This window comes from Streptomyces sp. NPDC058758 (genome assembly GCF_042746075.1).
GTDB lineage: Bacteria > Actinomycetota > Actinomycetes > Streptomycetales > Streptomycetaceae > Streptomyces.
The window spans coordinates 1-25,017 of the sequence record NZ_JBHYPS010000021.1; the positions used below are offsets into that span (position 1 = coordinate 1).

The 25,017-nt window shown below is 74.2% G+C and carries 20 protein-coding genes; 4 read left to right on the top strand and 16 right to left on the bottom strand.

Features of this window, described 5'->3' with window-relative positions:
• Positions 1 to 255: 255 nt before the first annotated feature.
• Positions 256 to 1,782: a hypothetical protein gene (locus tag ACFW6A_RS23145; protein WP_351855978.1), complete on the top strand. Its 1,527-nt coding sequence runs from the start codon at positions 256 to 258 to the stop codon at positions 1,780 to 1,782.
• A 34-nt stretch (positions 1,783 to 1,816) separates the two neighbouring features.
• Here the strand turns inward: ACFW6A_RS23145 and ACFW6A_RS23150 are convergent, their stop codons facing one another.
• The 4 genes from ACFW6A_RS23150 to ACFW6A_RS23165 form a co-directional block, all read right to left on the bottom strand.
• Positions 1,817 to 2,611, bottom strand: a complete 795-nt coding sequence (locus ACFW6A_RS23150; protein ID WP_351855938.1) for a VOC family protein — start codon at positions 2,609 to 2,611, stop codon at positions 1,817 to 1,819.
• A 100-nt stretch (positions 2,612 to 2,711) separates the two neighbouring features.
• Positions 2,712 to 3,221: an NUDIX hydrolase gene (locus tag ACFW6A_RS23155; RefSeq protein WP_351855941.1), complete on the bottom strand. Its 510-nt coding sequence runs from the start codon at positions 3,219 to 3,221 to the stop codon at positions 2,712 to 2,714.
• The gene (locus ACFW6A_RS23160) at positions 3,218 to 4,162 is read right to left on the bottom strand and encodes a universal stress protein (RefSeq protein ID WP_351855944.1); all 945 of its coding nucleotides are present in this window, start codon (positions 4,160 to 4,162) and stop codon (positions 3,218 to 3,220) included. The genes ACFW6A_RS23155 and ACFW6A_RS23160 overlap by 4 nt, the downstream gene beginning before the upstream one ends.
• 54 nt (positions 4,163 to 4,216) lie before the next feature.
• Positions 4,217 to 4,627, bottom strand: a complete 411-nt coding sequence (locus ACFW6A_RS23165; RefSeq protein ID WP_351855946.1) for a DUF5997 family protein — start codon at positions 4,625 to 4,627, stop codon at positions 4,217 to 4,219.
• Positions 4,628 to 4,739: 112 nt separating this feature from the next.
• Here ACFW6A_RS23165 and ACFW6A_RS23170 point away from each other — a divergent pair, with 112 nt between their 5' ends.
• On the top strand, positions 4,740 to 5,528 hold the full coding sequence (locus ACFW6A_RS23170) for a LysR family transcriptional regulator substrate-binding protein (RefSeq protein WP_351855949.1): 789 nt from the start codon (positions 4,740 to 4,742) through the stop codon (positions 5,526 to 5,528).
• Between the two features lie 74 nt (positions 5,529 to 5,602).
• Positions 5,603 to 6,181 carry a Type-2Aa cytolytic delta-endotoxin gene (locus ACFW6A_RS23175; protein WP_351855952.1) on the top strand — a complete coding sequence of 193 codons (579 nt, stop codon included), beginning with the start codon at positions 5,603 to 5,605 and terminating at the stop codon, positions 6,179 to 6,181.
• A 40-nt stretch (positions 6,182 to 6,221) separates the two neighbouring features.
• On the opposite strand, the gene ACFW6A_RS23180 is transcribed toward ACFW6A_RS23175, so the two are convergent.
• From ACFW6A_RS23180 to ACFW6A_RS23210, 7 genes are all read right to left on the bottom strand, one after another.
• Positions 6,222 to 6,773 carry a DUF6328 family protein gene (locus ACFW6A_RS23180; protein WP_351855957.1) on the bottom strand — a complete coding sequence of 184 codons (552 nt, stop codon included), beginning with the start codon at positions 6,771 to 6,773 and terminating at the stop codon, positions 6,222 to 6,224.
• Positions 6,774 to 6,850: 77 nt separating this feature from the next.
• Positions 6,851 to 8,509, bottom strand: coding sequence for an FAD-dependent oxidoreductase (locus ACFW6A_RS23185; RefSeq protein WP_386642431.1), 1,659 nt, complete (start codon positions 8,507 to 8,509; stop codon positions 6,851 to 6,853).
• A gap of 33 nt (positions 8,510 to 8,542) precedes the next feature.
• Positions 8,543 to 9,448, bottom strand: coding sequence for a diiron oxygenase (locus tag ACFW6A_RS23190; RefSeq protein ID WP_351855962.1), 906 nt, complete (start codon positions 9,446 to 9,448; stop codon positions 8,543 to 8,545).
• Between the two features lie 208 nt (positions 9,449 to 9,656).
• Positions 9,657 to 11,435, bottom strand: coding sequence for a S8 family serine peptidase (locus ACFW6A_RS23195; RefSeq protein WP_351855965.1), 1,779 nt, complete (start codon positions 11,433 to 11,435; stop codon positions 9,657 to 9,659).
• A 216-nt stretch (positions 11,436 to 11,651) separates the two neighbouring features.
• Complete coding sequence (locus ACFW6A_RS23200; RefSeq protein ID WP_386642435.1) at positions 11,652 to 14,642, bottom strand: carbohydrate binding domain-containing protein; 2,991 nt, start codon at positions 14,640 to 14,642, stop codon at positions 11,652 to 11,654.
• Between the two features lie 169 nt (positions 14,643 to 14,811).
• Positions 14,812 to 15,735 (bottom strand): DUF4344 domain-containing metallopeptidase, encoded by a 924-nt coding sequence (locus ACFW6A_RS23205; protein ID WP_386642438.1) that lies wholly within the window; start codon positions 15,733 to 15,735, stop codon positions 14,812 to 14,814.
• Positions 15,736 to 15,953: 218 nt separating this feature from the next.
• Positions 15,954 to 16,373, bottom strand: coding sequence for a MarR family winged helix-turn-helix transcriptional regulator (locus ACFW6A_RS23210; RefSeq protein WP_386481077.1), 420 nt, complete (start codon positions 16,371 to 16,373; stop codon positions 15,954 to 15,956).
• Between the two features lie 214 nt (positions 16,374 to 16,587).
• Between ACFW6A_RS23210 and ACFW6A_RS23215 the strand changes: the two genes are divergently transcribed.
• The gene (locus tag ACFW6A_RS23215; protein WP_386642441.1) at positions 16,588 to 18,036 is read left to right on the top strand and encodes an MFS transporter; all 1,449 of its coding nucleotides are present in this window, start codon (positions 16,588 to 16,590) and stop codon (positions 18,034 to 18,036) included.
• A 135-nt stretch (positions 18,037 to 18,171) separates the two neighbouring features.
• Here the strand turns inward: ACFW6A_RS23215 and ACFW6A_RS23220 are convergent, their stop codons facing one another.
• The 5 genes from ACFW6A_RS23220 to ACFW6A_RS23240 all read right to left on the bottom strand — a co-directional run bounded on the left by ACFW6A_RS23220 (position 18,172) and on the right by ACFW6A_RS23240 (position 25,008).
• Positions 18,172 to 18,999, bottom strand: coding sequence for a VOC family protein (locus ACFW6A_RS23220; RefSeq protein WP_351855975.1), 828 nt, complete (start codon positions 18,997 to 18,999; stop codon positions 18,172 to 18,174).
• Between the two features lie 105 nt (positions 19,000 to 19,104).
• Positions 19,105 to 21,846 (bottom strand): fumarate reductase/succinate dehydrogenase flavoprotein subunit, encoded by a 2,742-nt coding sequence (locus tag ACFW6A_RS23225; protein ID WP_386642444.1) that lies wholly within the window; start codon positions 21,844 to 21,846, stop codon positions 19,105 to 19,107.
• A 68-nt stretch (positions 21,847 to 21,914) separates the two neighbouring features.
• The gene (locus ACFW6A_RS23230; protein WP_351854625.1) at positions 21,915 to 22,688 is read right to left on the bottom strand and encodes an ABC transporter ATP-binding protein; all 774 of its coding nucleotides are present in this window, start codon (positions 22,686 to 22,688) and stop codon (positions 21,915 to 21,917) included.
• Positions 22,685 to 23,653 (bottom strand): ABC transporter permease subunit, encoded by a 969-nt coding sequence (locus ACFW6A_RS23235; RefSeq protein ID WP_386642448.1) that lies wholly within the window; start codon positions 23,651 to 23,653, stop codon positions 22,685 to 22,687. The genes ACFW6A_RS23230 and ACFW6A_RS23235 overlap by 4 nt, the downstream gene beginning before the upstream one ends.
• The gene (locus ACFW6A_RS23240) at positions 23,650 to 25,008 is read right to left on the bottom strand and encodes an ABC transporter substrate-binding protein (protein WP_351854631.1); all 1,359 of its coding nucleotides are present in this window, start codon (positions 25,006 to 25,008) and stop codon (positions 23,650 to 23,652) included. Before ACFW6A_RS23240 ends, ACFW6A_RS23235 begins: the two co-directional genes overlap by 4 nt.
• Positions 25,009 to 25,017 lie beyond the last annotated feature (9 nt).

Consider the following 25,017-nt stretch of genomic DNA (forward strand, 5'->3'; position numbering starts at 1 on the left):
TGCAGGGGGGACCCTGTGGGAGAGTAGGACACCGCCGAACAATTTTTAGCCTCAACCCCCGGACATCGTCCGGGGGTTGAGGCATTTTTGCGTTCCGGAGAAGCAGGGGAGGACACGTCGCTTCCCTTCTTCCGGGGGCGGGCCTACCGTCTGCGGTTCGGCGCGACTGTCGGACGGATCCCGGGAGCTGCCTTGCGTACACGTCCACCCCGTCGACGGAGCCGCGCGGCGGTCGCCGCCACCGTCCTCGCGGTCATGCTGCCGGCCGGATCGGCACCCGTCGCCCGGAGCGACGAGATACCGCTCGCGCTCGGACACCGGCTGGTCGACCCCTACGAGGGCGCCCCCGCCACCGCCAGGCCGCTGCCCGGCGCCGGGCCCGCCCAGCATCCGTACCTCGCCCCCAACGGACGCAGCGGGATGCACGCCGACGGGGCCGGCAGCGGAACCCACCCCTACCCCGCGCCGCTCGGACGCGCGCCGCGGGTCACCAGCGAACGCATGGCCTTCCTCGGCGGGGAGTGCGCGACCGTCACCTTCGACACGGGCGGGCGGCTGATCACCGTCTGCGGGACGTTCACGGGCTTCCTCCTGAAGCTCCTCGACCCGCGCAGCCTGGACACGCTCGCCGAGTACCGGCTGCCACAGCGGCCCTCCACCGTCGAGGCCGTCACCCGGCTCGACTGGGGGAAGATCTTCAAGGACACCTCCGGAGGGGCCTACTTCTACCTCGACGACCGCGACCGGGTGGTCCTCGCCGACTCCCGGCAGCACGTGCTGCGGATCGCGCACGGCCGGAAGGCCGACGGCGGCTGGGAGTTCACCGTCGAGGACGACTGGGACCTGACCCCGCTCGTCCCGCACGACTGCGCCGGCTGGACGAACCCCTTCCCCGACGGAGTGTGCGACCCCGTCACCGCCGTGATGCCGGACTGGGACGGGCGGATCTGGTGGGTCACCCGGCTCGGGCGGGTCGGGACCGTCGACCCCGCCACCGGGACGCTGCGGGCGGTCCGGCTCGACGGGGAGGAGATCCAGAACTCCTTCTCCGTCGCGCAGGACGGCGTCTCCCTCGTCACCGACCACGCGCTGTACGCCTTCCGGGCCCGCTCCGACGGGACGCCGGAGGTCGTCTGGCGGGAGGAGTACGACCGGGGCACCGGGACCAAGCCCGGTTCGGTGAACCAGGGGTCGGGGACCACGCCCGACCTCTTCGGCAGCCGCGAGGCCTACGTGGCCATCACCGACAACGCCGACGACCGGATGAACGTCCTCGTCTACCGGCGGGGAGCCGGCGTGCCCGCCGGAGAACGCCTCGTCTGCGCGGTGCCGGTCTTCGAGGCCGGGGCCTCCACCACCGACAACTCCCTGATCAGCTGGGGCGACAGCCTCGTGGTGGAGAACAACTACGGGTACGAGAACCCCTCGTCGCTCGGGTTCGGGCGAAGCGTGGTGGGCGGGGCGACCCGGATCGACGTGCGGGCCGACGGCAGCGGGTGCGACGTCGTCTGGGAGAGCGACGTGCGGTCGCCCTCCACCGTGCCCAAGCTCTCCACCGCCAACGGGCTGCTCTACTTCTACGAGAAGCGCCCCAGCGCCCTCGGCATCGACGCCTGGTACCTGACGGCCGTCGACTTCCGCACCGGCGCACGGGTCTTCTCGCGCTTCACCGGAACCGGACTCGCCTACGACAACAACTGGGCGCCGGTCACGCTCGGGCCCGACGGCACCGCCTACGTCGGGGTCTTCAACGGGATCGTCGCCGTGCGCGACACCCGCTGAGACCGGGCGGCGCGCCGGTCCCGCACCGCCGGGATCACTCCATGGGAGGCATCTCGCCGACCGTCGTCCGGACGTCGATCACGGCGAAGACGGCGCCCTGGGTGTCGAGGAGGGTGGCGAAGCGGCCGAAGGGGCTGTCCATCGGGCCGAAGACCTTGCGCCCGCCCAGGCTGAGGGCCGTGTCGACCGCCAGGTCGCAGTTGTCGACGGCGAAGTACACCTGGACGTGGTTGGGGACGTCCGGGGGGAAGTCCTCGGGGGCCATCCTCATCCGGCCGAGGAGCGGGTCGGCGCCGAAGTCGAAGACCTTGTAGTCCATGTCGCCGGTCATCCTCCTCGCGCGGTAGCCGAAGACGCTCGTGAAGAAGGCGTCGGACTTCTCGGGCTCGCGGGTGAAGACCTCGGCCCACACGAACGAGCCGGGCTCCCCTTCGAGTTCGAAGCCCTCGTGGACGCCGGCCTGCCAGAGGCCGAAGACCACGCCCGACGGATCACGGGCGATGCACATCGAGCCGAAGTCGCCGACCCGCATCGGCTCCATCAGCAGCGTGCCGCCCGCGGTCCGGATCTTCTCCGCCGTGGCGGCGACGTCGTCCGAGGCGAAGTAGAGACACCAGGCGGACTGCGGCGGAGCGTCGCCACCGGGCATCGGCGGGACGATCGCGGCGACCGCCTTCCCGTCCTTGTACGCCTGGGTGTAGTTGCCGAACTCCGTCGCCTCCTCGCCGAAGGTCCAGCCCAGCACGTCGGCGTAGAACGTCTTGGCGCCCCGGGCGTCGGTGAACATCGCGTCGGTCCAGACCGGGGTGCCTTCGGGTCGTGCGGCCATGAGGAGACTCTCGCTTCCGATCGATGACGTGGTGCGGGGTGTGCGGCCCTTGTCCACGCTAGTCACGACCGGACCGGCACGCGCGGCGGCGCGGCCGGGGTCAGCGGGGCAGGCGGGTGAGGCCGTAGCGGTGGAACGGGGCCCGGGGGAGGGCCAGGTCCGGCCGCCAGGCCGCGAGGACCTGCGCGGACGGCAGGAAGAGGGCCACCGGCAGCTCGTCCGGAGAGGTCCAGCGCCAGCGCGCGATCTTCGTGGGCTCGGCCACGGCCGGGCTGCCCGTGAAGGTCCGCACCACCGTGGCCGCCGTGATCCGGGTCAGCCGCGACGAGGTCACCGTGTCGAGGAGCAGACCGACGACCTCCACGTCGGCCGGCCCGGTGCGGAGCGTGGTCTCCTCGGCCAGCTCGCGGGCCGCGGCCTCCTCGATCGACTCGCCCGGCTCCACCCCGCCGCCCGGAAGCTCCCAGACCCCCGAGTGATCCAGGCCCAGCAGGACCCGGCCGTCACCGTCCAGGACGACGATCCCGGCGCCCAGGGCGGCGCCCGGGGACGGCGGGCGGGTGTTGCGGGCTGCGGCGGCGGGATCGGAGGCGTACGCGTCGGACGTCATGCACCCTGTCTACCAGGTGCCCCGGGCGGGACCACCGCCACCGGGCAGGCGGCGTGCTGGAGCACCGCGTGCGCCACCGAACCCACCAGGAGCTCCGCCACGCGGTGGCGGTGGTGCCGGCCCACGACCAGGAGGGCCGCGTCCGCGGAGGCGTCCACCAGCAGGCCCGCCGCGTCGCCCGGCGCCACCGTCCGCACCAGCTCCACGCCCGGGCGGGCTTCCGCGAAGGGCCGCAGCCGGGCCTCCTGCTCCCGCCGGGCCTCGGCCAGCAGCTCCTCGGTGTCGTCCGCGAGGGGCAGCGGCGGCGGCAGCTGGAAGGCGGGGGAGGGCGCGGCGGCCAGCGCGGGCGGGGCCGGCGGGAGGCGGAGCGCGGTGACGGCCTCCAGGGGCACGCGGCGGAGCGCGGCGGTCGCGAAGGCGAAGCCGATCACCTCGTCCGGGGTCTCCTCCGGATGCAGGCCGAGCAGGACGCGGCCGGCCTCCGGGCCGCTGTCCAGGGCCCCCGTCCGGGCCTCGTGGGGAACCACCACCAGCGGGCAGGGCGAGCGGGCCGCCAGCGACCGGCCGGTGGAGCCGAGCAGGAGACTGGCGAAGCCGCCGTGGCCGCGCGAGCCCGTCACCAGGAGGCGTGCGCCCCGGGCGGCCTCGGGGAGCACGTCGGTGACGGTGCCGTCCAGGGAGGCGTACCGCACGGGGACCGCGTGGCCGCGCTCCTCCACGACGGTCCGGACCGCGTCCAGGACCGTGTCGGGCAGCTCCGGCTCCGTGCCCAGCGAGGCGATCCGGGCCGCGCCCAGCTGGAGGGCCTCGGAGCGGACGTGGGCCACGACGAGCGGCGCGGTCAGCGCCTCGGCGGCGCCCAGCGCCCACGCGAGGGCGCGGAGACTGTGCTCGGAGCCGTCCACGGCGGCGACGACGGGAGGATCGCTCTCCATGTTCATGAGGGAATGCCTCCCTCGTCCGGCGCCGCGCCACGCCGGTGGATCAGCGGAGGATCAGGCGCCCTGCTCGCGGGCGGCCCGCTCGGCCTCGCGCTGGGCGTTGCGCTCCTTGATGCGGACGGTCTCCTTGCGGACGTCGGCCTGGGTGGCGCGCTCCTTCACCAGCCACTCCGGGGCCTCGGCCTTGAGGGCCTCGATCTGCTCGGTGGTCAGGGGCTCGGTGATCCCGCCGCGGGCGAGACCGGAGATGGAGACGCCCAGCTTGGAGGCGACCACGGGGCGCGGGTGCGGGCCGTTGAGCCGCAGCTCCTTCAGCCAGGCCGGCGGGTTCGCCTGGAGCTCGTTCAGCTCGGAGCGCGAGACGACACCCTCCTGGAACTCGGCGGGGGTGGCCTCGAGGTACACGCCCAGCTTCTTGGCCGCGGTGGCCGGCTTCATCGTCTGGGAGTTCTGGTGCGTCGTCATGGGTCAAGGGTATCGAGACCCCGGGCCTCCTCCGACCACGGCCGCCCTCCCCACCTGCGCCGACGGGTCCGTCCGCGCGGGCGGGAGGCCCGGCGGCGGGTAATCTTGCGGGGTGACAGACTCCCCGCTCGCCCCCGCCCCCGACGCCACGGCCTTCCGGCTCGCCTACGTGCCCGGGGTGACGCCCTCGAAGTGGGTGCGGATCTGGGAGCAGCGGCTGCCCGACGTGCCGCTCAGGCTCGTGCAGGTCACGCCCGGCGAGGCCTTCGGGACGCTGCGGGACGGCGGCGCCGACGCGGCGCTGCTGCGGCTGCCGGTCGACGGCGAGGACCTGAGCGCGATCCCGCTGTACGAGGAGACGAGCGTGGTGATCCTGCCGAAGGACCACCACTTCGCCGCGGCCGAGGAGCTGACCCCGGAGGACCTGGCGGAGGAGCTGGTGCTGCACCCGCTGGACGACACCCTCGGCTGGGAGGCCCCGCCCGGGCGGCCCGCCTTCCAGCGGCCGGAGACCACCGCCGACGCGGTCGAGCTGGTCGCCGCCGGGGTGGGACTGCTCGTCGCCCCGCAGTCGCTGGCCCGGCTGCACCACCGCAAGGACCTCACGTACCGCACGATCGGCGGGGTGCCGCAGTCGCGGGTGGCGCTCTCCTGGCCGAAGGCCGAGGAGGCCCCCGACCTGGTGGAGGAGTTCATCGGGATCGTGCGCGGCCGGACGGTCAACAGCACCCGGGGGCGGCGCGCGGAGGCGCAGAAGGGCCAGAAGGCCGTGAAGGCGGCCCCGAAGCCCGCGAAGAAGGCGGCGGGGGCGAAGCCGGGCCGGTCCCAGAAGCCCGCGAAGCCCGCCAAGGGCAAGGGCGGTGCCGCCGGGCGCGGCGGGAAGCCCCGCCGCGGGCGCTGAGCGGGGCCCTCGGCATACTCCTCCTGATGATCGATCGCCCGCTCCCGCGGGCGGCGAGAGAACAGGAGAAGCCTTTGGCAGCCAGTTTCAGGACCGTCGTCGAGGTGGCGCCCGACCGCCTCGAAGAGGCCCGGTCGATCGACCGGGTCTTCCAGGAGGCGATCGCGCCCGCCACCGTCGACTTCGACTTCGAGGCCGTCCACCGGGCCGCCGCGGCCGTCCCGGACAGCACCGTCGTCCGGATGGTGCGCGGCTGGGGCCTCAAGGAGCACGCGCCGCTGCTCGTCATGGTGCTCTCGCTGAAGGAGGCCGTCCGCCAGGCCCTGCCGGCCGAGTGCGCGGAGGCGGGCTTCTGGGGGACGGTGGAGCGGGAGCTGGTCGCCGCGTTCACCGGGCTCGGCGAGCAGGAGGGACAGCCGGGGCTGTCGTTCTACGAGGAGTCCCCCGAGCGCACCCGCTACTACCGTGACCTCTTCTTCGCCCTCCAGGACGAGGGCGCGGGCGAGGCCCTGCACGCGCTCGCGTTCTGCGTGGACGTGACCGTCGAGCTGCCGAAGGAGCAGGTGCTCGGGCTCGGTCTGACGGACACGGCGCCGTTCGCCGTCGGGCTGAACGCGATCGTGCTGCGGCGTCCGCTCGCCGTCGCCGCCTGATCGTCCCCCGTCCGCCGGCCCGCCGTCCCGGGCCGGATCCTCAGTGGGGCCACGGGCCGTAGTTGTCGCCCGTAGCGCCGTCGCCGTTTCCGCCGTTCCCGTTGCCGTTGGTGCCGCGCCGCCGGGCGACGAGGGGCACCGCGAACCAGCAGAGCGCCAGCCACAGCGCCATCACGGCGACCAGCCAGACCGCGAGGGCGTCGTCCAGTGCCATCCGCATGATCAGCAGGAACGTCGACACCATCGTCAGGTAGAGCAGCACCACGCCGACCAGCGTCAGGCGCGCCGCCCAGTTCACCGTCTCCGGTTTGAGCCGGCGTCCCGCCACCAGCCGGTGCACCGCGACCGGGGCGACGAGCGCCCCCGTGGTCGCCGCTCCCAGGAACACCGTGACCACGTAGATGGTCCGGTCGGTCGTGCCCAGCTCGGCGAAGCGCGGCTGGAAGACGACGGCGACGAGGAAGCCGAAGAGGATCTGGGTGCCCGTCTGGGCGACCCGCAGTTCCTGGAGGAGTTCGTTCCAGCGCCGGTCGGCCCGTTGCGCGGGGCTCTCCCCGCGCCCGTCGTCGTGCGGAACTCCCTGGACGGCCATACGGGGCGAGTGCCCCCACGCCCGCCCCGCATGCCTTCCCGCTGGGGTGCGCCTTCTCCGCGCGCACCCCGTCCGTGTCAGCCCACCGGCCCGCGCAGGCGGCTCCGGCGGGCCGCCGCGACCAGCTCGGGGACCGTCGCGAGCTTGACCCGCGGCCGTCCGGCCGCCGCGCCCCGGGCCCGTTCGGCGCGGTCGATGGCGGCGAGGCCGCGGGCGTCCACCAGCCGGGCGCCGCGGCTGCGGGCGAGCCGGGTGAAGTCCTTCGCGGAACCGGAGGGCTTCGGGAGGCGGCCGTCGACGGCGTCGGCGAGCAGGCTGCCGACGGTCTCGGCGGCGCAGCTCCGGTTGGCGCCGATGCCGCCCGAGGGGCCGCGCTTGATCCAGCCGACGACATAGGTGCCGGTCATGCCGTCGACCCGGCCCGCGGTGTGCGGGACGGTGCCGGTGGTCTCGTCGAAGGGGAGGCCGGCGAGGGGGACGCCCCGGTAGCCGATGGCGCGGACGAGGAGGCCGGCCGGGATGTCCGTGGGGCCGTCGGCGCCGCCGGCGCGGACCGCGCGGACCGCGTCGGGGCCGAGGGCCTCCTGGGGTGCCGAGTGGAAGCGCAGGACGATCCGGCGCCGGCCGGTGTCGGGGTTCCGCGCCCAGTCGACGGTCTCGCGGGCGGCGTCCTTGAGGAGGGCGGCCCGGTCGCCGGGGGCGGCGGCGTCGATCGCCTCGGCGATCCGGGGGTCGTGGGTGTCGACGACGAGGTCGACGCCGGGGAGGTCCGCGAGGGCGAGGATCTCGGAGGCGGTGTACGCGGCGTCCTCGGGGCCGCGCCGGCCGAGCAGCACGACCTCGCGCAGCCGCGAGCCGCGCAGGGCGGCGAGGGCGTGGTCGGCGATGTCGGTGGTGGCGAGGGCGTCGGGGTCGGCGACGAGGACGCGGGCCACGTCGAGGGCGACGTTGCCGGTGCCGACGACCACGGCCCGCTCGGCCGTGCCCGGGGCGACGGCGTCGGGGGCGGTCTCCGGGTGGGCGTTGTACCAGGAGACGAGGGAGGTCGCGGAGAGGCTGCCGGGCAGGTCCTCGCCGGGGATGCCGAGGCGCCGGTCGGAGGGGGCGCCGACCGCGTACACGACCGCGTCGTGGTGGGCGGCCAGTTCCTCGGGGGTGACGTCCTTGCCGATCTCCACGCCGAGCCGGACGGTGGCCCGGGGGTGGGTGTGGAAGCGGGCGAGGCTGTCGCCGGCCCCCTTGGTGCCCGGGTGGTCGGGGGCGACGCCGTAGCGGACGAGCCCGCCGGCCACCGGGAGCCGGTCGATGAGGGTGACCTCGGCGTTGGTGTGCAGGAGCAGGTCCTCGGCGGCGTACATGCCGGCGGGGCCGGTGCCGACGACCGCGACCCGGATCGGGGCGAAGTCGGAGGGCAGCGAGCGTCCGAAGGAGGGCTCGCCCCAGGGGTGGAAGGTGGGGGAGGCGAGGACGGGGGCGGGTTCGCGGCCCTCGTAGTGGGCGGCGTTGATCGCCTCGTACTTCTTCAGCGGCCCGGTGAGCCGGTCGACCGGGAAGATCGCGTCGACCGGGCAGGCGTCGGCGCAGGCGCCGCAGTCGATGCAGCTCTTCGGGTCGACGTAGAGCATCTCGGTGGTGCCGAAGTCCGGCTCCTCGGGCGTCGGGTGGATGCAGTTGACCGGGCAGACGGCGACGCAGGTGGCGTCGGAGCAGCAGGTCTGGGTGATGGCGTAGGTCATGGCGGCGGCTCGGCTCGGCTCGTCGGGGTCGGGTCAGAGGAGGTGGGCGCGCTGGTAGAAGCGGATGGCGGGCCGGGTCAGCATGCCGACGTCGCCGAGGAACTCCATGAGGCCGGAGCAGCTGGCGCGGAGCCGGGCCTTGTAGTGCTCGTTGGCGGCGGCCTCGCGGCGGGCGCGCTCGGGGTCGAGGCCGGCCCGGACGTACACCTCGGGGTTCACCAGGCTGGTGATGATGTAGTACGCGGCGATGGCGACGATCAGGGCCTGGAAGTGACGGCGGGCGCGGCCGGCGCGGGCGAGGTTGCGCCGGGTCTCGTCCCGGGCGAACTTCATGTGCCGGGACTCCTCGACCACGTGGATGTTGTTGATGGTCCGCACGAAGGGGACCACCCGCTCGTCGCGCATCCAGTCGCGCTGCATGACGTCGAGGACCTCCTCGGCGACGAGGATGCCGGCGTAGGCGGCCTCGCCGAAGCCGACGGTCTTCATGACCCGGCCGAGCTCCATGACGGCCCGCTTGGGGCGGTAGGCGGGGGCGCCGAGCTTCTGGGAGCCGCGGGCGAACATGATCGAGTGGCGGCACTCGTCGGCGATCTCGGTGAGCGCCCACTGGAAGCGGGGGTCGGTGTGGTCGGTGCGGTAGATGTCCCGCAGGACCAGCTGCTGGAGGATCATCTCGAACCAGATGCCGGTGGAGGCGACGGAGGCGGACTCCTGGCGGGTCAGCTCCTTCTGCTGCTCCTCGGTCATCTCGTTCCAGTACGCGGTGCCGTAGAGGCTGTTCCACTCGGGGCTCTGGCCGTGGAAGTCCTTGTCGAGCGGGGTGTCCCAGTCGACCTCGACGGCGGGGTCGTAGCTGAGCTTGGCGGCCGAGCGGAGGAGCCGTTCGGCGACGTCGTCCTGGTCGTGGTGGTCCGGGCGAACGGTGCTGCTGGCCATCGTTGCGGCTCCTTGGGTCACGCGGTCGGCTCTGGTGTCGTTTCCCGCTTGTTAGACATCGCGTCTAGCAAGCTTGTTAGACGGAACGTATAGCAAGGGTGGCGCCCGGGCTACCCCCCGGTACGGACTTTCTCGGCCGGGCACGCGAAGGGGGCCGGAGCGCGGGCGCTCCGGCCCCCTCGGGGACCTGCGGATCGGGAGGCGCGGATCAGAAGGTCAGGTTCCAGGCGTCGATCTTCCCGGTGTCCGCGCTCGCGTTGTCGCCGACGCGGAGCTTCCAGACGCCGTTGGCCACCTCGGTGGAGGCGTTGACCGTGTACGTCTGGAGGATGTTGTCGGTGCCGCTGCCGGTCCGGTTGTGCAGGTTGTAGACCGAGCCGTCGGGGGCGACCAGGTCGACCTTGAGGTCGCCGATGTAGGTGTGCTTGATGTCCACGCCCACCTTGAGGGTGGCCGGCGCGTTGCCGGTGACGCCGCTGACGGTGATCGCGCTCTCGACGGTGGTGTTGTCGGGGACGGTCACGTCGGTGAGGTTCTCGAAGTACTTGCCGGGCTGGGGCGGGGTCGAGCCGCCGACGGCCTTGAGGGCGTCCACGCGGCCCTCGCCGAAGAAGCTGTTCTTCGCCGTGGTGCCGGTGCAGCGGGCGTCCGACGGGCAGGCCAGGTCGGTGGCCTGCTCGGCGAGCCTGGCGCGCAGGTCCGCCGGGGTGTACGACGGGTTGGCGCTGGCCAGCAGGGCGGCGACGCCCGCGACGTGCGGCGAGGCCATCGACGTACCGCTCAGCGAGGAGTACTTGCCGCCGGGGACCGTGCTGTACACGGACTCGCCGGGCGCGGAGACCTCGATGACGTCCCGGCCGTAGTTGGAGAACGAGGCCTTGGACGTGCCGCTGGTGCCGTTGGCGGAGACCGTGACGACGCCCGGCAGCTCGGCCGGGATGTCGAGGCAGTCGTTGGTGATCGTGCGGCTCACCGGCGTCGAGTCGTTGGGGCTCGACGTGTCGGTGGTCTTGTTGGCCAGGTCGACGTTGGAGTTGCCGGCCGCCGCGACCTGGAGCGAGCCCTTGCCGTCGGCGTAGGCCTGGGCACGGCCCACGCCCTCCAGGATGGCCGCCTGGTCCAGGTTGTTCGGGCAGTTGAACTGCCACGGGTCGGTGTAGTAGCTGTTGTTGGTGACCTTGAAGCCGTGGTCACCGGCCCACACCAGGCCGCAGATGGTGTTCTCGGCGAAGAAGAGGGTGCTGCCGGGCTCGGCGATGCGCACCGAGGAGATCTTCACGCCCGGCGCGACGCCGATGGCGCCCTTGCCGTTCTTGGCCGCCGCGACCGTGCCGGCCACGTGGGTGCCGTGCTGGTCGACGTCGCGCCAGGCGCCGGCGCGGGTGTCCGCCTTGCCGTAGGCGCAGGAGACCGAGTCGGCGGCGTTGAAGTTCGGCGCCAGGTCCTGGTGCTGGTCGTCGACGCCGGTGTCCAGGATGCCGACCTTGACGGTGGCGGAGCCCTGGTTGACCGCCCAGGCCTGGTCGGCCTTGATCTGGGTCATGTCCGAGCGGACGGGCTCCGTGGTCGGGGCGGCCGACTGCGCCGGGTTGGCCGGGAGGGCCGGGTTGTAGGCGTCGGCCGGGACGTCCGAGGTGCGCGTCGCTCCGACCTTCTGCACGCCCGCGACGCCGCGCATGGTGGTGGCGAAGGAGGCGGAGGTCGAGTGGGCGACGACGACGCCGATGGCGTCGAAGGAGGAGAAGACCGAACCGCCGTTGGCGGCCACGGCGTTGCGGACCGCGGTGGTGTCACCGGGGGCGGTGATCACCAGGTAGGCGCGGGTGCCGGCGGCCCAGGCGGCCGGGGCCGCGGGCGCCTGCTGGGCGGCCCTGGAGCTCGCGGTGAAGGCGGCGAGCGGCTCGTTGTCGAGCGGGGCGGCCTGGGCGAAGGAGACCGGGCCCGCGAGGGCCAGGGTCGTGCCGAGGGCGATCGCCGCGATTCTCATCCGGCCGGATATGTGGGAAAACAATGCGTCCTCCGATGGCCCGGTGGCGCGGGTGGCGCCGGCCGGGCCCTGTGATGTGTGGGGTGGACGCAAGATCCCAGACGGGCGGGTGCGGAGGGAAGCCTTCTGTCCGACTGGTCCGCCCGCGTAACAGAATCTTGACTTGAACATGTCGAGAAGGGGGCGGATTTCCTCCTCTGCCCCCTTCTCGCGGGATCACTTCAGGTACGGACCTGCCGCGCCGATCTTCCCGGGACCGTTCAGGACGTACACCCGCAGGTTGCCCTTGCCGGGGGCGCCGACCGACAGGGTGCCGTTGGTGACGGTCCGCACGTCGCCGGTGACGGCGTCGGTGTAGGTGCCGTTGGGGATGCCGCCGTACGTGGCGCCGCCGGAGACCGTCACGAGGGCGAAGCTGTCCGTGGAGCCGCTGGTGTAGCGGCGCTTGAAGGCCATGCCGCCCGAGATGCCCTCGGTGGAGTACTGGCCCATCTGGAGCGCGGGGATCGCCCGCCGGATCTCGTTGAGCCGCTGCACGTGCTTGACCAGGGGCTGCTGGAGGGTGGTCGCCACCTGGCCGCTCGCCGCGGACACCTTCGAGAAGTCGGAGGCGGTGACGCTGCCGGCCACGTGGGCGCCGTAGTAGGCGCGGCCGGTGGTCGCCAGCGGGCAGGTGGGCCCGCAGTCGATCTTCTGCCCCTTCTGGAACTCGATCTCGGAGCCGTAGTAGAGCGTCGGGATGCCGCGGAAGGTCCACATCAGCGACATGTTCTCGGCCCAGGCGTCGGTGCCGCCGGTGTACCGCTCGCTGGACTTGTTGGGGCCGTAGTCGTGGCTGTCGACGTAGACGACGTTGTAGGTGGCGTCGTTGTAGCTGTCGTCCGAGTCCTTGCCGTTGGAGAAGGCGTTGGAGGCGTCACCGAAGTTCATGTGCATGCGCATGTCGATGACGTTCATGCCGGAGAAGCGGCTGTGGTCGGGCGCGTGGTAGCTGTTGCCGTTCAGGAACGCGTTGGTGGAGGTGGGCTGGTTGCCGGTGCCCTGCTGCTGCTCGTAGTCGTACATCTCCAGCGCGGCCTTGGTGTCGTCGGCGTCGTACTCCTTGCGCTCCTTCCAGGTGTAGAACTGGGCGGAGTGGTTGACCGAGCCGCGGTTCCACTTGTCGTTGACGAAGGCCGCGACCTCGCCGAAGACGAAGAAGTTCTTCGCCGCCTCGGCGCCGTGCCGCTGGGCGACCCGCTCCTGGATCGCGGGGAGGAAGCGGCGGTTCCAGGTGGTGCGCGGGATGTGCACGGCGGTGTCGACGCGGAAGCCGTCGACACCCATGTCGATGTACTTGGCGTACGCGCCGATCAGGTAGTTCTGGACGGCCGGGTTCTCGGTGTTGAAGTCCGCCAGGTCCTCGTGCAGCCAGCAGGAACGGGAGTCCTCGCCCTCCCAGTTGCCGATCCAGCACTGGTGGTAGAGCGCCTTGGGGAACATGCCCGACGTGGGGCTGGGCCACTGGCAGTTGTAGACCGTGTACCCCTCGGCGCTCTTGCCGCCGGTCGGCTTGCCCCAGTTGACGCAGGTGTTGCCGGTGGGCTCGGCGGTCGACCACAGGTCGCCGTTGTAGTACGACTTGCCGGACTTGGGGTCGACGGTCAGGCCGTCGTACTCGAAGCCGGGCTGCTTCTCGTCGTAGTACCAGCTCCACTGGGTGTCCCGGACGCCGTACACGGTCGGCGTGAACAGGCCCTTGGCGCCCCAGCGCGAGGAGTGGTTGTAGACGACGTCCTGGTAGATCTTCATGCCCTTGGCGTGGGCGGCGTCGATGAGGTCCTGGTAGGAGGCGCCGGCCGACTCCAGGCGCGGGTCGACCTTGTAGAAGTCGTAGCCGTGGTAGCCGTGGTAGTCGTAGTCCGAGCGGTTGAGGACCACCGGGGTGACCCAGACGGCGGAGAAGCCGAGGCCCTTGATGTAGTCGAGCTTCTGGACCAGGCCCTTGAAGTCGCCCCGGAACATGGGGTCGTCGTTGGCCGCGTTCCCCGACTTCACGTGCTGGCTGCCGCCCCGGTTGTTCGAGGCGTCGCCGTCGTAGAAGCGGGCGGTGAGGACGAAGTAGATCGGGTCCTTGCGCGGGTCGGTGCCGAGCGGCTTGCCGTTGGCGGGGGCGTCCGGCTCGTCGCCGGTGGTGGCGGTGGCCGGCGCGGAGGCCGCCGAGACGTTCCCGGCGGCGTCCACGGCCTTCACCGTGTACGTGTACGCGGTCCGCTCGGCGAGGTTCGTGTCGGAGAAGACCGTCGAGCCGACGTCCGTGACGACCGTGCCGGTCGCCCCGCCGGTCCGGGTGACCTGGTACTTCGTCACGCCCCGGTCGTCGGTGGCGGCGTTCCAGGCGAGCAGCACGGAGACGCCGTCGGCGGTCGCGGTGAGACCGGTCGGCGCGGTGGGCGCCTGGGTGTCGGGCGGGGTGGCGGCGCAGGGGTCCGTCGCGTTCGCGGTCACCACCCGGTCCCGGACGGTGGTGGTGCCGGTGCCGATCGTGTAGTCGGAGCCGCCGTTGTTGTCCCACACGCCGTTGCCGTTGTTGAACGCGGCCTTGAGGGAGGTGGCCGTGCCGAGGTCGAGCTCCCGCTTCCACCAGCCGGTGCACGCCGCCGTCATGCCGAGGCCGGGCACGGCCGTCCACGCGCCGCCGGCCGGCTGGTAGTGGACGTTCACCGTCGACCAGCCGAGCGAGGCCGAGGAGTAGTACACCGTCGCCTTGTGGGAGGCGGGCGGGGGAGTGCCGGCGCACGGGTCGGAGTGGGCGACCACGCCGTCCTTCACCGTGATGTTCCCGGTGCCGAGGGCGTAGTTCTTGCCGCCGTTGTTGTCCCAGGTGCCGGTGCCGTTGTTGAAGGTGGCCTGGAGGCCCGCGGCGGAGCCGAGGTCGACGGTCTTCTTCACCCAGTCGGTACAGGCGGGTTCCATCGCCGTGCCCGGGACGGCGGTCCAGGAGCCGCCGTCGGGCGCGTAGTGCAGGTTGTAGGCCGACCAGTTCCTGGTCTTGGTCCAGTAGTAGACCGTCGCGGTGTTCTCGGCGGCGGCCGCCGCCGGGACGGCGTCGGGGGAGACCGAGGGGGCGCTCGCGCCGGACGGCGCGGCCATCAGGCCGGTGAGGCCTGCGGCGACGCCGAGCAGCGCGAGGGCGCGCCCTCGCGGCCGTGTGCGGGTGGGGGTCATGCGGACTCCAGACGGGGGCGCGCCGGGGCGGGGGCCGGTGGTGGAGCGGGGGATCGGCCTCGTGGAAGCGCGTGCGGAAAATTGCGGAAAGTTCTTGCGTCGGCGGGAAGTTACCCCTGTGTGGCGCGCGCGTAAAGAGTCCGCGTCGAAGCGGTTCGAAGGGTGAGACTCACCGCTGCTTCAGGTAGGGCGCCAGCAGGGTGCGCCATGAGGAGTCCACGCGCCGGAACTCGGCCGGGCAGAGCGCGGCGCGGTCCCGGGGCAGCACCCCGTCCGGGTTGCCCTCGGCGTCCACCGCGTCGGCGAAGCGCTCCGGATCGGAGCCGTACAGCCAGCAGGCCCAGTTGAAGAAGCGCTGCCCGTCCATGGAGTGGACGTCCGAGTACCCGGCCACGCCCGGGTCGCCGCCCTCGGACGCCTCCCACATCGCGCCCCAGGCGTTGATCGCGGAGATCGCGTAGTCGGTGTGCCGCTCGTCGCCGGAGGCGAGCAGGAGGACGGCGAGCTGGTCGACCGCGTCCTCCTCGCGGCCGGTGACGGGCAGGTCGTAGAGGTCGACGAGGGCGTGCCCGAGCTCGTGGAAGAGGACGCCGTTCGAGAGGCCGACGACGTCCGCGTCGACGGCGGCCGCCCGCTCGGCCGGGGTGCGGTCGCTGCCGGTGCCGGTGTCGGTCCCGGTGCCGGTGCCGGTGTCGGAGGCGGAGGCGGCGGGGGCGTCGGCGTGGGTGAAGACCCTCCGGGCGTCGGCGACGAAGCCGTAGCAGTAGGTGATCCGCCCGGTGCCCTCGTCCCAGTACGGGTTGGGGGCCTCGCAGCTCGCCGCGCGCAGCGGTACGTCCCGGGGCAGGGCGATCCGGGCGTCGGCGTAGTCGGCGGCGTCCTCCAGGACCCGGTGCTCCCGGAGGAACGCGCGGGCGGCCCGGTCGTCGGGGCTCCGGGGCGCGTCGTACGTGACGACGAGCCGGCCGGTGCCCTGGGCGGGGGCGGACGCGGTGGTGGAGGACGAGGCCCCCGGGGTCGCCGCGCAGCCGGCGAGGAGGGCCGCGGTCAGGGCGAGGGCCGCCCCGAGGCGGGCGCGGGTGGCGGCGGGCATCGGCGGCACCTCGTCTCCTGGGCGTCCCTGCCGACGAGCCTGGCCGCAACGGAGACCACGAGCGAGCCCGCCGCGCCGGACGGGTGAGACCGCCGGGGCGGCGGGGGCGGGCCGGAGGGCCGACGGGGCGAGGGGCCGGGCCGGAGGGACGCCGGTCTCGGCGGGAGGCGGATGGCCCCGGCGGAGGGGCGCCGGTTCCGGCGGGAGGCCGGAGGGGGTCAGCGGCGGGGCCAGGGGCGGCCTTCCAGGCGCTCGATGTCGCGGTTGAAGCGCTCCAGGAAGTCGGCGAAGCGGATCACGTCCTCGGCCGGCCAGTGCTCCATGATCCGTTCGAGGCCGCTGATGTTGAAGGAGCGGTCGGCCTCCAGGCGGCGCTCGCCCTCCTCGGTGATGCGGAACTTGCGGGCGATGCCGCCCTCGGGGTCCGCGATGCGCTCGACGACCCCGGCCCGGAGCATGGCCGCGGTCTGCCGGTTGAGGGTGGAGGCGTCGAGGCCGAAGGCGTCGGAGAGCTGCCCGATGGACATCGGCCCGTGCATCCGGATCCGCGTGAGGAGCACGTAGGCGCTGCGGTCGAGCCCGCCGCCGCCGGCGCGGGCCCGCGGCGCGTGGAGGTGCGAGTGGCGGCTCAGCAGCATCGTCTCGAACTCGACGCGGTCGGTGGCCCGGCCCACGGCCTCGTCCGCGGCCGGGTCCACGGCCTTGTCCACGGGTTCCAGGGATTCCACGGGCTTGTCCATGGGGTCATTCTCCCCTGCGACGAGGTGATGTGCAGCATGCATAACTTGTGCATCATGCAATTAATGTGCATGATGCACAAGCCTTGCTTCCACGACACCCAGGGAGAGACCCGTGGACCGCGCCCAGACCGAAGCACGCCCCGGAGGCGTGGTCGGCGTCCTCGCCTTCGCCGGCATCGTGGCGGCACTCATGCAGACCCTCGTGGTGCCGCTCATCGGCGACCTGCCCCGGCTCCTGCGCGCCGACGCCTCCGACGCCTCGTGGGTGATCACCGCCACCCTGCTCGCCGCCGCCGTCGCCACCCCCGTCGCCGGCCGGCTCGGCGACACCCTCGGCAAGCGGACCGTGCTGCTCGCCTCCACCGTCCCCCTGATCGCCGGCTCCGTCGTCTGCGCCCTCTCCGACTCCGTCGTCCCGATGATCGTCGGACGCGGCCTCCAGGGCCTCGGCATGGGCGTCGTCCCCGTCGGCATCAGCCTCCTCCGGGACGTCCTGCCGCCCGAGAGGCTCGGCGGCTCCATCGCCCTCATGAGCGCCTCCATGGGCGTCGGCGGCGCCCTCGGCCTGCCGTTCTCCGCCGCCGTCGCCGAGCACGCCAGCTGGCGCGTCCTCTTCTGGGTCGCCGCCGCCCTCAGCACCGTCGTCGCCGTCCTCATCCACCGCCTCGTCCCGGCCGGCCGCCGCAACCCGAACCCCGGCCGCTTCGACCTGCCCGGCGCCCTCGGCCTCGGCACCGGCCTCGTCTCCCTCCTCCTTGCCGTCTCCAAGGGCGCCACCTGGGGCTGGGGCAGCGCCACCACCCTCGGCCTCTTCGCCGCCGCGGCCGTCGTCCTGCTCGCCTGGGGCTTCTGGGAGCTGCGCACCCGCGACCCGCTGGTCGACCTGCGCGTCACCGCCCGCCCGGTCGTCCTGCTGACCAACCTCGCCTCGGTGCTCGTCGGCTTCTCCATGTACGCCCAGTCGCTGGTCGTCCCGCAGCTCCTCCAGCTCCCCGAGGCCACCGGCTACGGCCTGGGCCAGTCGATGATGGCGATGGGCCTCTGGATGGCCCCGGCGGGCCTCGCGATGATGCTGCTCGCCCCCCTCGGCGCCAAGCTGTCCGCCGCCCGCGGCCCCAAGGTCACCCTCTCCGTCGGCGCCCTCGTCATCTCCGCCGGCTACGCCTCCTCGCTCGCCCTCATGGGCTCCACCTGGGGCCTGCTCGTCGTCACCCTCGTCTGCAACACCGGCGTCGGCCTCGCGTACGGCGCAATGCCCGCGCTCATCATGGGCTCCGTCCCCGCCGAGGAGACCGCCTCCGCCAACAGCTTCAACACCCTGATGCGCTCCATCGGCACCTCGGTCTCCGCCGCCGTCATCGGCGTCGTCCTCGCCCAGATGACCACCACCCTCGGCGGCCACGTCCTGCCGTCCGAGGACGGCTTCCGGGCCGCCATGCTCATCGGCGCCGGCGTCGCCCTCCTCGCCTCGGCCGTCGCCGCCCTCATCCCCGCCCGGCACGCCCCCGCCGCACCCGCCCCCGCCGGGGCCCCGGCCCCGGAGGCCGCCCGGGCCGCCTGAGGCCCCTCCGGGTCCCGCGGAAGCGGTACGGGTACGGGCACGAGGCCGCCGGCCCCGTGCCCGTACCCGTACCGCTCACCCCGTGCCCGTACCGCTCACCCCGTGCCCGTACCGCTCACCCCGTGCCCGTACCGCTCACTTCGTCCCGTCCGCCTCCAGCGTGAACAGCGCGCCGTCCGGGTCGCGCACCACCACCCGCGGCTCGCCCCCGCTCCCGGCCGCCTCCGGATCCCGGGCCCCGCCCCACTCGCCGCCCGGCACCACCGAACCGCCGTGCTCCGTCACCGCCGCCACCGAGGCCGCCAGGTCCGGCACCCGGAACCGCACCAGCCAGCGCGGCCGCAGCTGCGGCCGGGGCGAGGCCGCCTCCACCGGGCCGCTGTCCAGACGGGCCACCGGCACCCCCTCCCGGCGCAGCACCACCCGGTCCTCCTCGTACGAGGTCTCGCAGCAGCCCGGCTCCTGCTCCGCCCAGCGCAGCACCCCGCCGTAGAACACCGCCGCGTCGAAGGCGTCCCTGGTGTGCAGCTCCACCCACGCGGGCGCGCCCCGCTCGGCCACGTGCCAGCGCGAGACCAGACGCCCCTCCCACACGGCGAACGCGGCCCCGTCCCGGTCCGTGGCGAGCGCCGCCCGCCCCTGCGGCGGGTACGCCACCGGGCCCACGCCGACCGTGCCGCCCCGCTCCCGGATCCGGGCCACCGCCGCGTCCGCGTCCTCCACCGCGAAGAACACCGTCCAGGCCACCGGCAGCGCCAGCTCCGCCGCCAGGGCGGCGATACCCGCCACCGGCGTCCCGTCCCGCTCGCCCACCACGTACGCCGAGCCCGCCTCCAGCCGCCCGGGCCGGAACGTCCAGCCCAGCACCGCGCCGTAGAACCGCTCCGCCGCGCCCAGATCCCGCGCCGCCAGACTCAGCCAGCACGGCGCGCCCAGCGCCTGTGCCGTCGTCGGCCCCGTCACCGGACCACCTCCTCGACCGAGCGTCCGCCGGCCGGACGCCACCTCGCGCGCCTTCCCCGGCCCGCCGCCCGGCACACCCCGCTTCACCCGACCGGCCCCCAGGCGTCAGGGGGCCGCGGGGGCGAGCCCCCGGGCCGCGTACGCCCGGACGTCGGCGTCCGGGTCGGCCGCCGCGGTCGCCAGCGCGGCCCGCGCCTCCGGCGCAGGGGCGTGCCCGAGGAGCGCCAGCACGGCGGCCTTGCGCACGTCGGCGTTCGGGTCCGCGAGCCCCTTCGCCAGCGCGGGCACCGCCCGCTCCGCCCCGGCCGCCCGCAGCGCGGCCGCCGCGCCCGCCCGCACCTGCCACGCCGGATCGTCCAGCGCCGCCACCGCGCGCTCAGCCAGCGGCGCGGGGCAGCCGGCCGAGGCCAGCGCCCCGAAGGCCGCCCCCCGCACCAGCGGGTCGGCGTCGCCGAGCAGCGGGACCAGCGGTCCCGGCTCCGGCGCGGACACGGCCGCGAGCCCCCGGGCCACCGCCACCCGCACCTCGCGCGCCGGATCGGCGACGGCCCCGGCCAGCGCGCCGACCGCGTCCACGGAGACCAGCGCCCGCACCGCCTGGAGGCGCACCTCCGTCGCCGTGTCGGCCAGCGCCGCCGCGTACGTCCCGGCGTCCCCGAGCCCGCGGGCCCGCAGCACCTCGACCGCCACCGCCCGCACCGCCGGATCCGGCACGTCCAGGGCGGCGCGCAGCCCCGCCCCCAGCCCGCCGTCCGCGTCCAGGACCTCCGCGAGCTCGCGGAGCGCCCCGGCGGCGGCGGACCGCACCGCCGCGTCCCCGTCCCGCAGCCGGGCCGCCAGCGCGGGGCCCGTCCCGGCGGGCACGGTCTCCGCCAGGGCGGCGACGGCCGCCGCCCGCACCTCGGGCTCGGCGTCCGTCAGGTAGGGCTCCAGGGCGGGGAGTTCGGGGGACTCCTCGACGAGGGCGAGGAGCCGCAGCAGCCGGGGGCTCGGGCCCGCGGCGGCGGCCGGACCGGCGGCCGGGGCGGGCTCCGCGACGGCCCGGGCCGACGGCGGCGCCTCGCGCGGGCCCGCCGTCGCCACCGGCACCAGCGCCACCTCGCCCAGCGGCCGCTCGGGACCCGCGGGCGGCGCGAACTCCGGCACCGGCACGGCGTACGGCTCCACCGGCCGCGCCGTGAACTCCATCGCCCCGGACGCCGACCTGCGCAGGTCCAGGTGGTACAGCCACTCCGCGTCGTCCTGCTCCGGGTGGTCCAGCCGCTCGTGGTACAGCCCCCACCGCGACTCGGTCCTGGCCAGCGAGGCGCGGGCCGCCATCTCGGCGCAGTCCCGGATGAACGACACCTCCGCGCAGCGCATCAGCTCGTGCGGGGTCCTGCCGCCCATCCCGGCGATCTCCCGTTCCATCCGGGTGAACGCCTCGACCGCGAGGGAGAGCTTCGCCCCCGACTTCGGCGGCGCCACATAGTCGTTCACGAACCGGCGCAGCTTGTACTCGACCTGCGGCTGCGGCGGGCCGTCCGGGTGCAGCAGCGGCCGGTAGACCAGCGCGTGCGCGGCCTCCAGCTGCGCCCGGTCGAGCTCCCCCTCGTACGCCCGGTAGCGGGCCGCGTCCTCGCCCGCGAGGTCGCCGTAGACGAACGCGCCGATCATGTAGTTGTGCGGCACGCAGGCCAGGTCGCCGGCGGCGTAGAGGCGCGGCACGGTGGTGCGGGCGTGCGCGTCCACCCGGACCCCGGAGGCCGAGTGGCCGCCGCACAGGCCGATCTCGGAGATGTGCATCTCGATGTCGTGGGTGCGGTAGTCGTGCCCCCGATTGGCGTGGAAGGTGCCCCGGGTCGGGCGTTCCGTGGAGTGCAGGATCGTCTCGACCGCCCCGATCGTCTCCTCCGGCAGATGGCTGAGCTTCAGGTACACCGGCGCCCGGTCGGAGGCCAGTTCGGCCGCGAACTCGGCCATCATGTGCCCCGACCAGTAGTCCGACTCGACGAACCGCTCGCCGTGCCGGTTCACCTGGTAGCCGCCGAAGGGGTTGGCCACGTAGGCGCAGGCCGGACCGTTGTAGTCCTTGATGAGCGGATTGATCTGGAAGCACTCGATGCCGGTGAGCGCGGCGCCCGCGTGGTACGCCATCGCGTAGCCGTCGCCCGCGTTGGTGGGGTTCTCGTAGGTGCCGTAGAGGTACCCCGAGGCGGGCAGTCCGAGCCGGCCGCAGGCGCCCGTCGCCAGGATCACCGCGCCCGCCCGGACCACCACGAACTCGCCGGTGCGGGTGTGGAGTCCGGCGACGCCGACGGCCCGCCCGTCCTCCGGGTGGGTCAGCACCCGGACCGGCATCACGCGGTTCTCGATCCGGATCCGCTCCCGCATCTCCCGCCGCCGCAGCTGCCGGTACAGGACCTTCTTCACGTCCTTGCCCTCGGGCATCGGCAGCACGTACGAGCCCGAGCGGTGCACCTGCCGCACCGCGTACTCGCCGTGCTCGTCCTTCTCGAACTTCACCCCGTACGACTCCAGGCGCCGCACCATGTCGTAGCCGCGCACGGCGGTCTGACGGACCGTCGACTGGTCGACGAGGCCGTCGTTGGCGCGGGTGATCTCGGCGACGTAGTCGTCCGGGTCGGCCCGGCCGGGGATCACCGCGTTGTTCACCCCGTCCATGCCCATGGCGAGGGCGCCAGAGTGCCGGACGTGCGCCTTCTCCAGGAGGAGGACGTCGGCGCCGCGCCCGGCGGCGGTCAGGGCGGCCATCGTGCCGGCGGTGCCGCCGCCGACGACGAGCACGTCGCAGGAGAGCTCGCGCGCGTCGGCGAGCGCGGGGACGGTGGTCAGGGGGGAGGACACGGGAGGCCTTTCCGGCAGGGGGCGGGCGGGAGGGAGGGGAACAGGGGGAGGTGGAGGGGCCGGAGGGATCAGAGGGATGCGAGGACGCGGCGGCGCAGCTCCGCGGTCGCGGGGGCGTCCCGCGCCGCGCGGTCCCGGGGCCGGGGCACGTCGAGCACCCGGCCCGAGGGCAGCAGGGCGATCCGGTCGCCCAGGTGGACCGCCTCGTCCACGTCGTGCGTCACGAAGACGACGGTGGCGCCGGTGCCGTCCAGGATCCCGGCCAGCAGGTCCTGCATCCCGGACCTGGTGTGCGCGTCCAGCGCGCCGAACGGCTCGTCCATCAGCACCGCGCGCGGCCGGCCGGCCAGCGCGCGGGCCAGCTGCACCCGCTGCCGCTGCCCGCCCGACAGCTGGTGCGGCCACTTCGCCGCGTGACCGGCCAGGCCCACCCGCTCCAGCCACTCCTCCGCGTCCCGCCGCCGGCCGGCCCGGCCGGCGCCCCGGATCGCCAGCGGGAGCTCCACGTTGGCCCGCACCGAACGCCACGGCAGCAGCGCGTCGTGCTGGAAGACCAGGGCCCGGTCGGCGCCGGGGCCGCGGACCGGTGCCCCGTCCTGCGCGACCCCGCCCGCGAGGGGCGGCAGCAGCCCGGCGAGCGTCCGCAGCAGGGTCGTCTTGCCGCAGCCGGACGGGCCCACCACGGTCAGCACCTCGCCGGGCGCGACCCGCAGGCTCAACGGCCCGGGCAGGGCTGTCCCGTCGGGATGCCCGAGCCGCACCCCGTCGAGGGTCAGCTCGGCCCCCGCGGGCGGGGGCGGGGCGGGAGCCGGGGGAGCTGAGGTGAGGGCGGTGGTGCTCATGGAACCGGCTCCTTCTCGGGGGAGGGGGCGGCAGCGGAGGCGGGCTCGCCGCCGGCCGCGGAGGCGTCACCGGAGACGGAGGCGGAGGCGGGGGCCGGGGACGAGGGGGTACCGGGCGCCGCCTCCGCGTCGGGGTCCGGCGCGGGGGCGGGACGGGAGGCGCCGGGGCGGGGCGCCGCGCCCCGGGGCGCCGGGCGGGGGAGCCAGGCGGTGACCCGGCGGCCCAGCAGCTCCACGGCGGTCGAGGTCAGCAGGCCCAGGGCGCCGATGGTGACCATGCCGACGAAGACGCCGGGGTAGTCGACGACCGTGTAGTCCTGCCAGGTGCGGTAGCCCACCCCGTACTCGCCCGAGATCATCTCGGCGGAGATCACGCAGATCCACGCCACGCCGATCCCGACCGAGAGCCCGCCGAACACCCCGGGCAGCGCACCCGGCAGGACCACCGACCACAGCACCCGGGCCCGCCCGCCGCCCATGGTGAGGACGGCCTCCTCCCAGCCCGGGTTCAGCGCCCGCACCGCGTGCCGCGTCGACACCAGGACGGGGAAGAAGGCCGCGGCGCAGGTGATGAAGACGATGCCCTGCTCGTTCGTCGGCAGCAGCAGGATCGCCACCGGCACCAGGGCGATGGCCGGGATCGGGCGCACCACCTCCACCAGCGGGCCCAGCAGGTCGGCCGCCCAGCGCGAGCGGGCGATCGCCGTCCCGGCGGCCACCCCGAGGACCGCCGCCAGCAGGAAGCCGGTCACGATCCGGCGCAGGCTGTGCCCGAGGTCCTGCCAGTAGGCGGCCGTGCCCACCCGGTCGGCGAGCGCCGAGGCGACCTCGCCGACCGTCGGGAACTGCTCGAACCGCAGCCACAGGTTCACGTCGTACGCGGTCAGCAGCTGCCACGCGCCGAGCGCGGCGAGCAGCGACCCGGCCCGGACCAGCCGGCGCCCCGCGCGGCCGCCCGCGCTCACGAGCCCGCCGCCCGGACCGCGTCCGCGTACGCCGCGGTCCGGGAGCCCGGATGCGCGGCCAGCCACCGCTCGGCGGCCGCCCGGGTCACGAACGCCCGCCACGACCCGCCGTCGGTCACCCACACCGCCCGGTCCGCGAACCAGAGGGTCCCCGTCACCGCGTCCGGCACGTACGCCGCCCGCACCGACCCGGGCCCGGCCGCCGCGACCGCCTCCAGCAGCTCCCCGGCCGTGCCGAAGGACCGGGTCGCCGACCGCCCGCGCAGCCACAGCTCCGCCTTCGCCGCACCGGCCTTCGGATAGCCGGCGGCGCTGACGGCGCGCTTCAGCGGCGCAGGGTCGACGAAGGCGTCCACGTCGACGTCCTTCACCAGGCCGGCCTCCCGCAGCACCGGCACGTCCTCCTTCAGCGCCGCCAGCAGCTCCGGCCGCAGCTCGGGGTCGAAGGTCGCGATGCCCTGGGCGCCGTTGTAGAGGTACACCACCTCCGCCGGCAGCCCCGTCGCCTTCGCGACGGACTCGGCGGACGCCACCGGCGCCGACCGCAGCCGGTCGGTCGCCCGCCGCTGCGCCCGCAGGAAGGCGTCGAGGGCGCCCGCCCGCTCGCGCGCGAACTCCTCGCGGACCGTGACCCCGTGGAAGGTCGGCAGGTTCAGCTCGGCCCCGTCGTACAGCGCGTCCGCCTCGCCCTGGAAGGCCAGCAGGCCCGGCCAGGCCACGAACTGCGAGAGGGCGTCCACGCTGCCGCCCGCCAGCGCCGAAGCGCCCACGCTGGGCTGCTGGTTGAGCTTGGAGACGTCCTTCGCCGGATCGAGCCCGGCGCGGCGCAGGGCCCGGACGAGGGTGCCGTCGGCGGCGGAACCGACGCTCGTCGACACCCGCTTCCCCTTGAGGTCCGCGAGTGTCCGCAGCTTCGAACCCGGCGCGGTGACGACGGTGTTGAGCCCGCCGCGCAGGTTGTAGCCGGTCACCGAGACCAGCCGGGTGGGCTCCTTCAGCTGCCGGCCGCGGGCCGCGTTCAGCAGCAGCGGGAAGTCGCCCATCGAGCCGATGTCGATCTTCCCGGCGGTCATCTGGGCCGTGATCGGCGCGCCCGTCGCGTAGTCCTGCCACCGGACCCGGTAGCGCACGCCGTCCTTCCGGCCCTGCTCCGCCAGCTCCTCCTCGAAGTAGCCGAGCGAGCGCAGCAGGGTGCCGGCGGTCACGGTGTTGATGGTCTTCGACTGGTAGCCGACGGTCACCGTCACGGCGCCGCCGGACTCGTCGTCGGCGCCGGCCGGCCCGCCGCACGCGGTGGCGAGCGGGAGCAGCAGGGCGAGCGGCACCAGCGACCGCGCGAGTCTCTTCGTGTTCATGGGAGTTCG

Bases quoted from the DNA above. Each gene is read 5' to 3' on its own strand.
- ACFW6A_RS23165 (WP_351855946.1), bottom strand. From the start codon at position 4,627: ATGACGACGCACCAGAACTCCCAGACGATGAAGCCGGCCACCGCGGCC.
- ACFW6A_RS23200 (WP_386642435.1), bottom strand. From the start codon at position 14,642: ATGACCCCCACCCGCACACGGCCGCGAGGGCGCGCCCTCGCGCTGCTC.
- ACFW6A_RS23240 (WP_351854631.1), bottom strand. From the start codon at position 25,008: ATGAACACGAAGAGACTCGCGCGGTCGCTGGTGCCGCTCGCCCTGCTG.
- ACFW6A_RS23150 (WP_351855938.1), bottom strand. From the start codon at position 2,611: ATGGCCGCACGACCCGAAGGCACCCCGGTCTGGACCGACGCGATGTTC.
- ACFW6A_RS23185 (WP_386642431.1), bottom strand. From the start codon at position 8,509: ATGACCTACGCCATCACCCAGACCTGCTGCTCCGACGCCACCTGCGTC.
- ACFW6A_RS23160 (WP_351855944.1), bottom strand. From the start codon at position 4,162: ATGAACATGGAGAGCGATCCTCCCGTCGTCGCCGCCGTGGACGGCTCC.
- ACFW6A_RS23195 (WP_351855965.1), bottom strand. From the start codon at position 11,435: ATGAGAATCGCGGCGATCGCCCTCGGCACGACCCTGGCCCTCGCGGGC.
- ACFW6A_RS23230 (WP_351854625.1), bottom strand. From the start codon at position 22,688: ATGAGCACCACCGCCCTCACCTCAGCTCCCCCGGCTCCCGCCCCGCCC.
- ACFW6A_RS23180 (WP_351855957.1), bottom strand. From the start codon at position 6,773: ATGGCCGTCCAGGGAGTTCCGCACGACGACGGGCGCGGGGAGAGCCCC.
- ACFW6A_RS23155 (WP_351855941.1), bottom strand. From the start codon at position 3,221: ATGACGTCCGACGCGTACGCCTCCGATCCCGCCGCCGCAGCCCGCAAC.
- ACFW6A_RS23205 (WP_386642438.1), bottom strand. From the start codon at position 15,735: ATGCCCGCCGCCACCCGCGCCCGCCTCGGGGCGGCCCTCGCCCTGACC.
- ACFW6A_RS23190 (WP_351855962.1), bottom strand. From the start codon at position 9,448: ATGGCCAGCAGCACCGTTCGCCCGGACCACCACGACCAGGACGACGTC.
- ACFW6A_RS23210 (WP_386481077.1), bottom strand. From the start codon at position 16,373: ATGCTGCTGAGCCGCCACTCGCACCTCCACGCGCCGCGGGCCCGCGCC.
- ACFW6A_RS23145 (WP_351855978.1), top strand. From the start codon at position 256: ATGCTGCCGGCCGGATCGGCACCCGTCGCCCGGAGCGACGAGATACCG.